Here is a 12994-nt window from a genome sequence, read left to right as displayed (position 1 = left end):
ATCAATTAATACAAACCTTTCCAGTTTTTTTGGAAAGGTTTTTTTTATTTCAGGATCTTAACAAACTTTAGCACTGATAATAATTGGCATCAATATTGAAAACTTAACTTTGCATAATTATAAAATTGCTAATATTAAATGAAAAATTATATCACAAAGTCTTTTTCTGTAATCGCTTTTTTAGGTGTTAACCTAATGGTTTTTGGTCAAACAATTGATGCGAAATCAAAAACGATCTTAGACGACATTACCAAAAACTATAAGAGCAAAAAAAACTCGTACTTTAAATTTTCATATTCAGCAGGAGGTTCAAGTCAAACTGGCATTTTCTATTCTGACAACAACCGTTACAAATTGAAAATCATGGGTACGGAACAGATTTTTGATGGCAGCAAGGTTTATAACATTAGCGACGAGGATAAAGAAGTCACTGTTGCAAAACCAAATGACAATCAAACAGCATTTTCTCCACTTAGTTATCTGGATTCTTATAAAAAAGAATACAACGTAAGTTACTCTGGAAAAAAAACAATCAGTGGAATCCCCGTTGATGTGATAAAAATGACTCCGGTAAAATCAAATGGATTGAAAAGTGTGACATTGTACGTGAACACACCTCAAAAGAAATTGATCAAGTTGGAACAAGTTTCCTCAAACAACGATTTATCTGTAATTTCGATTAGCAATTACAAAGAGAACCAAGCACTTTCTCCATCAATATTTACATTTGACAAATCAAAATATCAGAATTATTTAATTACAGAATTGTAAAATTTAATTTGATAAAAATAAAAAAATGCATTACCAAACGTAATGCATTTTTGATTTATAATAATGATTTACTTTTTAACTTTAAAGTCATTCGCACCTGGATATGGTTGTAAATATCCAAGATTCCAATTAGACTGTAGAAGTGATTCTACAAAAAGATCTTCACGATATTTATGCGGATCGTAAGGCGTTTTCAAACTTACATCTGCAATGTTTCCTTTCACATTCCACCAGAATGCGCTCCAGCCTCCTCTCAGTTCTTTGATGATCTCGTAAACCGTTTTTCCCGTCGCACGATTCATCAGCTTTGCAAAAACCTGCCCTTCCGATGTTGTAAGCTCTCTTAATTGTTTTTCATAGGCTGAAGCCAAATCATTCTGTCTGCCTTTTATATATTTACTTCGCTCCGAGCCTTTTAGTTTTGCACTTTCAGCTTGGATATCCCGGTATTGCGCAAGGGCATTTACAAACAATGGATATACGCGATTCAGTTTTTTATTAAGGAAAAAGTAAAAATTTCTATCCAATTGATTATTAAAATGTGGATTCGCTCTTAATGTAAGCTCATCCAAAACTATGACTTGCTCACCATTGATCTGATAAATTTTCGCTTTCTGAGCCTCATCATAGTAATATTCGTTTCCGAATTCATCCTTCTGCAATTTACTTTTAGGAATTTCATCAAAGGATTTTAGGTCCAGAGTATCTTGTTGGGAAAAACAAAATACGCCAGTAAACAGGAAAAGAATCGGAATCAATTTATGAAAAATCATTACTTTTACAACATCTATATTAACAAATAGCATCATCAAAAATCATTCCTTACAATATGAAATTCGAAAAGAAATCAATTAAATTCTTACAGCAATATTTAAATACCGCTTCTCCAACAGGTTACGAACACAATGGGCAAAAAGTCTGGATGGATTACATCAAACCATTTGTTGACAAAATTGAAGTCGATCATTACGGAACAGCTTACGGGATCATCAATCCTGATGCTGATTTCAAAGTAGTAATAGAAGCTCACGCCGATGAAATCTCCTGGTATGTGAATTACATTTCTGATGACGGATTGATCTACGTCATCAGAAATGGCGGATCAGACCAGACCATCGCGCCATCCAAAGTGGTGAACATCCACGGAGAAAAAGGCATCGTGAAAGGCGTTTTTGGATGGCCGGCAATTCACACCAGAAGTGCAAACCAAAACGAACCAACGCCAAAGATTGAAAACATCTTCATCGACTGTGGCGCAACTACCAAAAAAGAAGTTGAAGAATTAGGAGTTTTCGTTGGCTGTATGATCACTTATCCAGACGAGTTCTTTGAATTGAATGACAGATATTTCGTTTGCCGAGCTTTGGACAACAGAATTGGCGGATTTATGATTGCCGAAGTTGCAAGACTTTTGAAAGAAAACAAAAAGAAACTGCCATTCGGACTTTACATCACCAACTCCGTGCAGGAAGAAGTTGGACTTTATGGCGCAGATATGATTGCCGACACCATCAAACCGAACATTGCAATTGTGACAGACGTGACCCACGATACCACAACGCCAATGATCGAAAAGAAAAAAGAAGGCGACCAAAAATGTGGCGATGGACCAGTTGTTTTCTTCGCTCCAAGCGTACATCACACAATCCGCGAGTTGATTATTGACACAGCGAAAACAAAAGAAATCCCTTTTCAAAGAGCAGCAGCAAGCAGAGCAACGGGAACTGACACAGACGCATTTGCCCACTCCAACGGCGGTGTTCCAAGCGCATTGATCTCTTTGCCTTTGCGATATATGCACACAACTGTGGAAATGGTCTCCAAAGAAGACGTTAGCAATGTCATCAAATTGATTTACGAAAGTCTTCTGAAAATCGAACCGACAATGAAGTTGAAATACCATTAAGGTTTTAGGATTTAGTTCTCAGTTAATAAGCATCTTAAACCTAATACCTAATAAAGTAAAAATGAAAACAAAACTTATTGCACCTTCTCTTCTTTCCGCAGATTTTGGAAATCTACAGAGAGACATCGAGATGCTCAACAATTCCCAGGCAGACTGGTTTCACGTGGATGTGATGGACGGCCGGTTTGTCCCAAACATTTCGTTTGGATTTCCTGTGATGAAAACCGTTCAGCAACACGCCAAAAAATTTATCGATGTTCACTTGATGATCGTTGAGCCGGAAAAATATGTCGAGGAATTTATAAAGCTAGGAGCAGATTTGGTTTCCGTACATTATGAAGCCAGCGTTCACCTTCACAGGACTATTAATTTGATCCAAAACAAAGGTGCAAAGGCTGGTGTTGTTTTGAATCCTGCGACTCCAGTTTTGATGCTAGAAGATATTATTGCAGACGTCGATTTGGTTTTGCTGATGAGCGTTAACCCCGGATTTGGCGGCCAGAAATTCATCGAGAACACTTACAAAAAGATCAGCGAAACCAAAGATTTGATTTTGAGCAACAACTCTACCGCATTGATTCAAGTAGATGGTGGCGTGAATCTCGACAATGCTTCGAAATTGTTTGATGCCGGCGCAGACGTTTTGGTCGCCGGAAATGCCGTTTTTTCTTCCCCAGACCCAGAAAGAACGATTGAGCTATTGAAGTTATAAAGTTATTTGGAGCTTAATCCCGCTGTCCACTATATCTTTTTATTTTTTCAAAAGATTTGTCATCCAAACAAAGTAATGACAAGAAAAAATAAAAAGGATGCCGTTCCCATCGGGGCTATAAAACGATACTACAAAAAAACAGGCTACCATAAGTGATAGCCTGTTTTTTTATATTCATTTCCAGAAGAAATTAGAAAATCTCTCTTCCAGAAAAATGGAATTGCGCTTCGATCAATGCGTTCTCATCTGAGTCAGAACCGTGAACTGCATTTTCTCCGATGCTTCTTGCGAAAAGCTTTCTGATAGTACCTTCAGCCGCTTCAGCAGGATTTGTAGCTCCAATTGTAGTTCTAAAATCTTCTACTGCATTATCTTTTTCCAAAACCGCCGCCACGATTGGACCAGAAGACATAAAGTCAACCAATTCTCCGTAGAAAGGTCTTTCAGAATGTACTTCGTAGAATTTCTTAGCATCAGCAACAGTAAGTTGCGTCAATTTCAAAGCTTTAATTTTAAAACCAGCTTCACTGATTTTTCCAAGGATCGCACCAATGTGTCCGTCCGCAACAGCATCTGGCTTGATCATGGTAAATGTGATTTTTCCTGACATTATTTTTTATTTTTTGTTTTAAAGAAGTGCAAATTTACAATAATTTTTTGTTACATTTGCTCTCGGAAATTCTTTTCTGGGAAAAGATATTTTTTGGCACACAGTTTGCTACTTAATATTCGATTCTCATGTTTAATTTGAGTTTTCATGGTTATTAGTTTTTACCCTGCTTCGGCAGGGTTTTTTGTTTTTATTCCTCAAAATTTGAAAATAAAAAAACCGCCAAAACGAGATTATCGTTTTGGCGGTTTTATATTATTTGACCTAAGTTAAACTGTTTAGGAAATTTGATCATTTAACAAATCCCGCAGCCCGACTTGAGTGGATCCCGATGTAAAATCGGGAGGGAACGGAAGGCCGACAAAGCTGCCCAAATTTAATCACCTTGATCTACAAAAGCCAATTCGTCTGGATTTTTCACTGGATATTTCTCCGTGAAGCATCCGAAGCAATGGTTTGGCGATCCTAAAATATTAATCAAATTGTCAACACTTAGAAACTCCAAACTGTCAACATCCAGATATTTTCTGAGTTCTTCTTTGTTCATATTCGCAGAAATCAAATCGTCTTTGGTTGGCGTATCAATTCCTAAGAAACAAGGCGCAATGATTGGTGGAGAAACACTTCGGAAGTGGATTTCTTTTACACCCGCTTTTTTAAGAATCTTGACCAAACGTTTGGAAGTTGTTCCACGAACGATAGAATCATCGATGATCACAACTCTTTTCCCTTTGATCTCGGAAACAATTGGATTCAGTTTTAGGTTGACCAAATGCTCTCTCATCTCCTGCGACGGAATAATGAATGATCTACCGATGTATCTATTTTTAATCAAAACTGGTCTGAAAGGAATACCTGAAGCCTTGGAAAAACCAATCGCCGCGGGAACGCCAGAGTCTGGAACTCCAATCACAATATCAGCATCCACAGGCGCTTGTTCCCAGATCTTCATTCCGGATTGCTCACGCACCTCGTGAACATTGATGCCTTCCAAAGTAGAATCTGGTCTTGCAAAATAAATATATTCGAAAGCACAAATCTTGTTGACACAATCATCTTTTACAAGATAAGACTGCAAGCCTTTCTCGTTATCACTTGTGTAAATAATCTCGCCTGGCAAAACATCGCGCACATACTGCGCTCCTACTCCATCCAAAGCACAACTTTCTGAAGCTACAACGAATGTATTTTCATCTATCGCACCCAAAACCAAAGGTCTGATTCCATTGAAATCTCGGAAAGCAAAAAATTTGTTTCTTGTAAGTCCAACCACAGAATATGCACCTTCGATCTTTTCCATCGTCGCTTTGATCGCACCACGAAGTCCAAGGTCAAGATTTTTTTGAATTAATCTTAAAATAACCTCGGTGTCAGAAGTTGCACGGAAAACCACGCCTTCATCTTCCAACTCTTTTCTAAGTTGTTTTGCATTGGTTAGATTTCCGTTGTGAGCGATAGAAAGGATTATCTGATCATATTCATTCTTCGCAAAAAACGGTTGAAAGTTGTATTTCTTTTTGTCTCCAGCAGTCGTATATCTTGTGTGACCGATGACGGTGCTCCCCATATATTGCTGAGGATCTTCTATCGATTTGAAAACGTCCAAAACCAGACCTTCATCTTTTACAGAAAGGATTTTGCCGTTGTTACCAACCGCAATCCCACAAGCCTCCTGACCACGATGCTGTAATGCAAAAAGTCCAAACTGAGACAGTGAAAACGTATCCTGATTTTCCGTCGAATGCAATCCAAAAACGCCACATTCCTCTTCCATTTTATCAAAAGGATAATGCTCGTCCTTTTCTTCTTTGGAAAGATGCTTTGTTTCTTCGAATTCCTGATAGCGGTTTTGGAAAGCATATTTCGGTAATGTGCTATATTCTTGAAATTCTAAATCCATTTTTTTGGTTTTCGGATTATTTAGCTAAAGCGGTTTGTAGTCTGTCGTAGATCTCAACGTAAGCTTCTGTGATCTCGCCCAGATCTCTTCTGAATCTGTCTTTGTCAAGCTTCTTCATTGTATCTTTGTCCCACAGTCTGCAAGTGTCTGGAGAAATCTCGTCTGCCAAAACAATCTTGCCATCAGAAGTTTTTCCCAACTCGATCTTGAAATCTACAAGGATAACGTTTGCCTTGTCAAATAAATCAATCAAAAGTTTATTGATCTTATCTGTCAAAGCATACATCTCATTCAGTTCTTCATAAGTTGCTGCGCCAAGGAAAACAGCGTGATGATCATTGATCAACGGATCTCCTAATTCGTCTTTTTTGTAGCAAAGATCAAAAATGGTAACCGGAGATTTAAGACCTTCTTCCACGCCTAATCTCTGAGCCATACTTCCTGCAACATAATTGCGAACAACCATTTCCAGAGGAATGATGTCCACTTTTTTCACCAATTGCTCTCTGTCGTCCAGTTTTGCAATAAGGTGCGTTGGGATTCCGTTTTCTGCAAGATATCCGAAAATAAGTGTAGAAATTGCGTTATTCAATTCGCCCTTTCTATCGAATTGTCCGCGTTTCTGTGCATTGAAGGCTGTAGCATCATCTTTGTAGCGTACAACGACTTCGTCAGGTTTATCTGTAGCGAAAACCTGCTTAGCTTTACCTTCGTAAAGCATTTCTTTCTTTTGACTCATAATTACTTTCATTTTTTCAAACGGAATTCGCTTTCATCACGATTTCCATTTAAACTTTTTACTATTAGATTTACGCACAAATTTACGAAATTATTTGTTAAATCTAAATCCATATAAACGATGGTTCTGTTTATAATTCCAATGGTGTTATTAAACAAAAAAACTCCCTAAGATTAAGGAGTTCATTAATGAAAATTTTATGTTTTTACTTTTTAATAAACTTGATTGATTTTCCGTCAACATTCAAAATATAAGTTCCAGGTAACAACGAAGCAACATTGATTGATTTTTTGTTCACGAATGGATTATTGATTTCTTTAACTAATTTTCCTGTAAGATCATAAATCTTGGCTGATTTTGCTTTGTTTACATCGCCATTAATATTTACAACATCCGTAACTGGATTTGGATAGATATTGAAATCTAAAGTTTTATTCGAAATATCATTAACTGCTAATGACCCTAAATTTAGACAATAATCTGACGCGTAAGTCGTCCATTCATCGCCATTAAAAGTTGAGTTTGGATTGATGACATCTGACTTTCTGTAAAGTGATTTGTTCGCATTCGTGTTATCCACTCCTTTGCTACCAATCGCATCTATCGTTGTGGATTTATACGATAATTCCACATAATTTGTTCCTGTGAAAGTAAGTGCTGGCGCGTTTGACACAAATTTAGCATTTGAAATATCGAAACAACTGAAATTTGCATTTGGATTGATGACCACAAAACTTTCATTATTTTCAATCCTTCCTTCTAATTCAGATGGTCCTGCAAAAAAATAGTTGGTGATTTTCAACTGGATTCCCAACTTATATTTTTCAAGATCAACGGCGTGTCCAGTTCTGTTGGCAATTTCGTAAGCTTTATTATCTCCCGTTCCTTCCAAATATTTCACGATTTGAAGATCTTTCGCAAAAATATCATTTTCTAATGTGGTGATGCTAATGGTATTACTTTGTGGACTTTCAAGATTTCCACTGTCGTAAGCTTTTACAGTAAAATTATAATTTGTCCCAGGCGTCAAATGATCTACTGAAGCCGAATTGGTTTTTGACGTTGCTACCAAAACACCATCCTGATAAATCCTGTACCCCACAACATCAGATTCCGGACTTGCTTGCCAAACCAAATTGACAAAGTAAGCCGAATTTCTTGCTAACAATAAGGATGAAGGTGCGGAAGGCGCAACATTATCCGGTGTTTGATTCCAAATCATGCCAACCCATTCTGGATGATCAACAAATGGATTTCTATTTTTCTGAATGTTGAAAACCGAATTATTTCTGTCAATTTCACGTTGAGAGACAGGATCTTGCTGGTGCCAGTTGAGTAGCATCGCCACGTACCAATTTTCGTATGCTTTTTCTTCGGATCCGTCTAATGGATTTTGATCTTTCGTAGGATCAGTGGCATTGGTCGTAAAATTGAATGCTCCTAATTTCCCTTCATATCGAACCGCAAAGTACAAAAGTGTTCTCGCCACATCGCCTTTAAATTCATCTATCGGTTCATAAACCCTTCCTGTGTAAGTTGCATTCGGTGTTCCATTGGAAGCTTGTTTTGAACCATTGGTGAAAGTGTAATAAGTAGTAGAACCCGCTTTTCCGTAAGGATAATTACTTCTCAACTGATTGATTCTGGCATCTGTGGGAACCACGAAAAACAAATCAGAATACATTGGATACGCGCTATTGAAAGAACTTTGAGGCATCATGTGCTCACGATTCCAGCCAAGACCTTCCGCATTTCCAGAACCAATAATGTTGTCAAGCGTGTAATGATAAGCCGTTGTTCCAGTTGGATTATTGGAATAAATATCAAGCAGATAAGTATTGTTATCTGCACCAAAATCATAATATCTATCTATATCGGTCTGTCCATACAAAGTCTTCAGATCATCGTAATGATAATTGTAAGTTTTGGTTGATATGATATCGTGAAGCTTACTTTTCAGTGCATAACCTGCCAGATTTTCCGTTCCAGAATAATATGCTGATGGCGCTTGTGCTGATATGAATGCTGGAAAAACAGATAATACAAATAAGTATTTTTTTAACATAAAAAAGTTTTAATAACGAGTCATAAAAATATCATTTTTTTAGAAGATATCTTTTATTTTTTTGAAATTGATTATTAATAATAGTTTACATTAAACAAGTAAACAAAAAAATCCCCTTAGAAAAGGGGATTCGTATATTTTAAAAAATTCAAATTTTATTCTCCAGCAATGATGTTGTGAAGTGTAACCTTCAGGCCTTCCAACTGTTCTTTTTTGCCGTCCAATTTGTCATAAGTATCTTTCAGAAGCGGATTGTCACGTGTTGCAGTTCCAAAGAATGCCAAGTTATTTTCCAACTGAACCACTTCGGATTCCAAATCAGCAATTTGATTTTTTATCTTTCTCGCCTTGTCTGTCAACTGGCTTTCAGAAAGGTTTTCCTCCTTCAAATCGAACTCATTGATTTTGTTGAGTTTCAATTTTTCCCTCAACGTTTTATTGAATTCTGTATTGATAGACAATTTATCCTTCGGCACTTTTCCAATCGCATTCCAGGCATTTTTGATATTCTCGATTTTCTCCACAGAACCTTCTTCATCTGTCAAAGCTTTCAAATCCTCAAGTAATCCTTTTTTGCTTTTGTAATTTTCTTTCCAATTGTCGCCCGTTGCGTTATTCTTTTCTCTGTAATTTTTGAAAAAAGTATTGCAAGCATCACGGAAATCATCCCAAACTTTATTCGCCTGACTTCTAGGAACGTGGCCAATTTTCTTCCAATCTTCCTGTAGTTTTTTGAAAAGTGGAACCACAGTTTCCCAATCCTCAGAATTCATATTGTCCTGAGCGGTTTTTATCAAACCTTGCTTCTCCTCAAGATTATGGATCTGAGAACCTTTCAGATTTTTATAGAAATCATTTTTTCCAGTATTGAATTCCCTCAAAACCACTTTGAAATCTGTCCAATTCTGGTTGGACACTTTCTTAGGAACTGTCCCTAATTTTAAGAATTCAGCACGCAACTCCTCAACCCTTTTGATGGCTTGTTGCCAATAAATATGATTAATGGATTCTGGCTTTGCAAGCGTTTTCAGCTCCTCGATGATTTTGGTTTTCTTCTCAAGATTTTCCAATTGCTCGGATTCGATCACAGCAATCAATTCGGATTTTCTTTCGTGGATTTTGTTCGAAACTTCTTTGAACTCTTCCCAAGTTTTCTCACGGAATTCCTCCGCAACTGGCTCAGCTTCTTCCTTCCAAAGTTTGTGCAGATATTGCAACTCGTTCAAAGCTTTTTGAACTACTTTTTCTTCAAGCAATTCTTTTGCTCTCGAAATGATGTGTTGCCTCTTTTCAAGATTGTGGGCAAATTCCTGCTCAAGAAATTCTTTGTTCAGATCCAACATCTCATTAAACATTTTCAAATGATGGAAATAATTATTATTTAGATTTTTAAACTCAGATTTTGCGACTTGACCAGCATTTCCCCAAGCTTCCTTGATTTCTCTGATCGATTTGAAGAGATTGACGCCAGGTTCAGAATTGGTATAAAGATTTTTAAGTCTTTCGATAATTCCTAATCTTTCGTCTAAGTTTTTTTGATGATCCGCTTCTTGGGATTTGTGGAAATTGTCCTGCTTTTCTCGGAAGATGTTGACCAACGCAGTCAATTTCGATGCTTGTGGATGATGGAATTCGAAGTGCTCTTCTGCATTGCCTTGCTCAACAAACTCGTGCTTTTTATCTTCTACTTCGTCTGATATTTTATGATTGGCGTGATCTCTCAACGCACTGAATTTTTTCGAAAACGAATGAGCATCATCTTTGTTCACGATGGATTCCATTTCGTCCAAGGTTTCTTTCAGAGACAGATTGGAATAATTTTCTTGTGCAATTTCGATTTCCTGATGTTCAGCTTCTGTTTCAGTTTCATTTTCTGACTTTTCCTCTGTAGCAACTTCTTCTATTGATTTTTCTTCAACAAGGCTAACTTCAGATTCTGGTTTTTCGTTTTCCGAAACTTCTTCTGGAGCTACATTCTCTACCGATTGATTTTCAGCAGGATTGACTTCAGAATTTGGTTTTTCAATTTCAGGATTTTCGTTTTCAATACTCATAACAAAGCGAATTAATTGGCGATAACAACTTTTAAATGCACTAAATTAAATGTTTTTTGTAGAAAACACCAAATAACATTGCTTATTTTCTAAAAAAATATTAATAAATCGATAATGTCATCAATCAACATTTCAAAAAAACAGAATTGCTTGACAAAGGCTTTCTAATGTTGTATCTTTGCCATTCCAAAAAATTTAAAACAAATAAAATCCGTAAATTTTATGAAAACATCAGATTTTAACTTTGATCTTCCAGCTGAATTGCTAGCTGAGCATCCATCAGAAAACCGCGACGAGGCGAAACTAATGGTGCTAGACAGAAAAACTGAAACCATCACACACCGTTTGTTCAAAGACGTAATCGATTATTTCGACGAGAAAGATCTTTTCATCTTCAACAACACCAAAGTTTTCCCTGCAAGACTTTTTGGAAACAAAGAAAAAACAGGCGCAAAAATCGAAGTTTTCTTGTTGAGAGAACTGGATCCTGAAACAAGAGTTTGGGATGTGTTGGTAGATCCGGCAAGAAAGATCAGAATCGGTAACAAATTATTCTTCACAGAGGACGAATCTTTGGTTGCTGAAGTTATCGACAACACGACATCAAGAGGAAGAACTTTGAGATTCTTGTTCGACGGTTCTTACGAAGAATTCCGTGCAAAATTGACAGAACTTGGAGAAACGCCACTTCCGAAATACATCAAAAGAGAAGTTGAGCCAGAAGATGCTGAAAGATATCAAACAATCTACGCAAAAGTAGAAGGCGCTGTTGCCGCTCCAACTGCTGGTCTGCATTTCTCAAAACATTTGATGAAGAGATTGGAAATCAAAGGAATCGATTTCGCCGAGATCACGCTACACGTTGGTTTGGGAACTTTCAACCCGATTGAAGTTGAAGATCTTTCCAAGCACAAAATGGAATCTGAAGAAGCCATCATCGATGAGAAAAACGCAGAAATCATCAACAGAGCTGTTGAAGAAGGACGCAGAGTTTGTGCCGTGGGTACAACTACGATGAGAGCTTTGGAAACATCTGTTTCTTCCAACAAAAAGATTTCCGCGTACAGAGGCTGGACCAACAAGTTCATCTATCCACCTCACGACTTTGGTGTTGCAAATGCAATGATCACCAATTTCCACACGCCAAAATCTACTTTGATCATGATGATCGCCGCTTTCGCGAACAAAGATTTCATAATGAGAGCTTACGAGGAGGCAATCAAAGAAAACTACAAATTCTATTCTTACGGAGACGCAATGTTGATCCTTTAAGAATCTAACTTTATTAATAGAAATGCGCGACTTCTAGTTGCGCATTTTTTTATGTCTTATATTTTATTTAATTTCATCCAATGAAAATCTTCTCCTTTTTAGCTTTGTTATCCATCACGTTTTCCTGTTCTCAAACGCAGGAGAATTTCTCCACCATCTCATCATTACCAAAAAAAATAAAAGAAGCGTCGGCCGCAGAAATATCAAAAGCGTCGCCCCTGATTTGGACGATTGAGGACAATCATAACAGAAATGTTCTTTTCGGGTTTAATGAAAAAGGCCAATTAATCAAGGAAATTACGATTACCAATGTTGAAAATAACGATTGGGAAGATTTGACTTCTGATGATGAAGGAAATATCTATATCGGTGATTTTGGGAATAATGACAACGAGCGTCAAAATCTTATGATCTACAAGATCAATGCATCAGATCTCGATAAAAACGAAGCAAAAGCACAGTTCATAGTAGAATTCTACTACCCAGAGCAAACCGAGTTCCCGCCAAAGAAAAAAGACAGGATCTTTGATGTGGAGTCGTTTTTTATCTTTAAAAATAAATTTTATCTGTTCACGAAAAATAGAAGTTCAAAGTTTGATGGAACAACTGTTCTTTACGAAGTTGAAAATAATCCGCTTCAGAAATTACCAGCCAAAAAAATTGGAAGTTTTGTGACTTGCGACCAGTTCAATCATTGTGCTGTGACGAGCGCTGACATCAGTCCAAACAAAGACAAAGTTGCGATTTTAAGTTCCGATAAAGTATGGATCTTTACCAATTGGAAAGGCGATAATTTCTTCTCTGGAGATGTCGAAAAAATTGAGTTGAATCACCACACACAAAAAGAAGGACTTTGCTTTAAAGATGAAAACACGATCCTGATGACAGATGAAGGTGATAAGAAAATTACGGGGAATCTTTATCAGTTAAAGCTGAAGTAAGATTTCCTGAACACAAACCCCTTC

Annotated in this window: 11 protein-coding genes; 5 read left to right on the top strand and 6 right to left on the bottom strand. The window is 37.0% G+C overall.

Annotation, left to right across the window (positions count from 1 at the left end; translation table 11 throughout):
* Positions 1–138 precede the first annotated feature (138 nt).
* Complete coding sequence (locus tag IO90_RS07725; RefSeq protein WP_034965578.1) at positions 139–771, top strand: LolA family protein; 633 nt, start codon at positions 139–141, stop codon at positions 769–771.
* Between the two features lie 68 nt (positions 772–839).
* On the opposite strand, the gene IO90_RS07720 is transcribed toward IO90_RS07725, so the two are convergent.
* Complete coding sequence (locus IO90_RS07720; protein WP_410492587.1) at positions 840–1580, bottom strand: DUF4294 domain-containing protein; 741 nt, start codon at positions 1578–1580, stop codon at positions 840–842.
* A gap of 20 nt (positions 1581–1600) precedes the next feature.
* Between IO90_RS07720 and IO90_RS07715 the strand changes: the two genes are divergently transcribed.
* Positions 1601–2677: a M42 family metallopeptidase gene (locus tag IO90_RS07715; protein WP_034965576.1), complete on the top strand. Its 1077-nt coding sequence runs from the start codon at positions 1601–1603 to the stop codon at positions 2675–2677.
* A gap of 61 nt (positions 2678–2738) precedes the next feature.
* Positions 2739–3389, top strand: a complete 651-nt coding sequence (gene rpe, locus IO90_RS07710; RefSeq protein WP_034965574.1) for a ribulose-phosphate 3-epimerase — start codon at positions 2739–2741, stop codon at positions 3387–3389.
* 190 nt (positions 3390–3579) lie between these two features.
* On the opposite strand, the gene IO90_RS07705 is transcribed toward rpe, so the two are convergent.
* From IO90_RS07705 to IO90_RS07685, 5 genes are all read right to left on the bottom strand, one after another.
* Positions 3580–3999 (bottom strand): nucleoside-diphosphate kinase, encoded by a 420-nt coding sequence (locus IO90_RS07705; RefSeq protein ID WP_034965572.1) that lies wholly within the window; start codon positions 3997–3999, stop codon positions 3580–3582.
* Positions 4000–4375: 376 nt separating this feature from the next.
* On the bottom strand, positions 4376–5899 hold the full coding sequence (gene purF, locus IO90_RS07700; protein WP_034965569.1) for an amidophosphoribosyltransferase: 1524 nt from the start codon (positions 5897–5899) through the stop codon (positions 4376–4378).
* Positions 5900–5915: 16 nt separating this feature from the next.
* Positions 5916–6638 carry a phosphoribosylaminoimidazolesuccinocarboxamide synthase gene (gene purC, locus IO90_RS07695; RefSeq protein ID WP_034968699.1) on the bottom strand — a complete coding sequence of 241 codons (723 nt, stop codon included), beginning with the start codon at positions 6636–6638 and terminating at the stop codon, positions 5916–5918.
* 205 nt (positions 6639–6843) lie between these two features.
* The gene (locus IO90_RS07690; RefSeq protein WP_034965568.1) at positions 6844–8703 is read right to left on the bottom strand and encodes an endonuclease; all 1860 of its coding nucleotides are present in this window, start codon (positions 8701–8703) and stop codon (positions 6844–6846) included.
* 155 nt (positions 8704–8858) lie between these two features.
* The gene (locus tag IO90_RS07685) at positions 8859–10757 is read right to left on the bottom strand and encodes a DUF349 domain-containing protein (protein WP_034965567.1); all 1899 of its coding nucleotides are present in this window, start codon (positions 10755–10757) and stop codon (positions 8859–8861) included.
* Between the two features lie 222 nt (positions 10758–10979).
* On the opposite strand from IO90_RS07685, the gene queA reads away from it, so the two are divergent.
* Together queA and IO90_RS07675 are read left to right on the top strand one after the other, a co-directional pair.
* Positions 10980–12029 carry a tRNA preQ1(34) S-adenosylmethionine ribosyltransferase-isomerase QueA gene (gene queA, locus IO90_RS07680; protein ID WP_034965566.1) on the top strand — a complete coding sequence of 350 codons (1050 nt, stop codon included), beginning with the start codon at positions 10980–10982 and terminating at the stop codon, positions 12027–12029.
* 80 nt (positions 12030–12109) lie between these two features.
* Complete coding sequence (locus IO90_RS07675) at positions 12110–12970, top strand: hypothetical protein (RefSeq protein WP_034965563.1); 861 nt, start codon at positions 12110–12112, stop codon at positions 12968–12970.
* Positions 12971–12994: the final 24 nt, after the last annotated feature.

The organism is Chryseobacterium sp. FH1, from assembly GCF_000735135.1.
Taxonomy (GTDB): domain Bacteria; phylum Bacteroidota; class Bacteroidia; order Flavobacteriales; family Weeksellaceae; genus Epilithonimonas.
This window is presented reverse-complemented; position numbering and strand designations above follow the sequence as displayed.

What these genes read in the sequence shown, in the direction of transcription:
- IO90_RS07725 (WP_034965578.1), top strand. Translation starts at nt 139, where the DNA reads ATGAAAAATTATATCACAAAGTCTTTTTCTGTAATCGCTTTTTTAGGT.
- IO90_RS07720 (WP_410492587.1), bottom strand. Translation starts at nt 1,580, where the DNA reads ATGATGCTATTTGTTAATATAGATGTTGTAAAAGTAATGATTTTTCAT.
- IO90_RS07715 (WP_034965576.1), top strand. Translation starts at nt 1,601, where the DNA reads ATGAAATTCGAAAAGAAATCAATTAAATTCTTACAGCAATATTTAAAT.
- rpe (WP_034965574.1), top strand. Translation starts at nt 2,739, where the DNA reads ATGAAAACAAAACTTATTGCACCTTCTCTTCTTTCCGCAGATTTTGGA.
- IO90_RS07705 (WP_034965572.1), bottom strand. Translation starts at nt 3,999, where the DNA reads ATGTCAGGAAAAATCACATTTACCATGATCAAGCCAGATGCTGTTGCG.
- purF (WP_034965569.1), bottom strand. Translation starts at nt 5,899, where the DNA reads ATGGATTTAGAATTTCAAGAATATAGCACATTACCGAAATATGCTTTC.
- purC (WP_034968699.1), bottom strand. Translation starts at nt 6,638, where the DNA reads ATGAGTCAAAAGAAAGAAATGCTTTACGAAGGTAAAGCTAAGCAGGTT.
- IO90_RS07690 (WP_034965568.1), bottom strand. Translation starts at nt 8,703, where the DNA reads ATGTTAAAAAAATACTTATTTGTATTATCTGTTTTTCCAGCATTCATA.
- IO90_RS07685 (WP_034965567.1), bottom strand. Translation starts at nt 10,757, where the DNA reads ATGAGTATTGAAAACGAAAATCCTGAAATTGAAAAACCAAATTCTGAA.
- queA (WP_034965566.1), top strand. Translation starts at nt 10,980, where the DNA reads ATGAAAACATCAGATTTTAACTTTGATCTTCCAGCTGAATTGCTAGCT.
- IO90_RS07675 (WP_034965563.1), top strand. Translation starts at nt 12,110, where the DNA reads ATGAAAATCTTCTCCTTTTTAGCTTTGTTATCCATCACGTTTTCCTGT.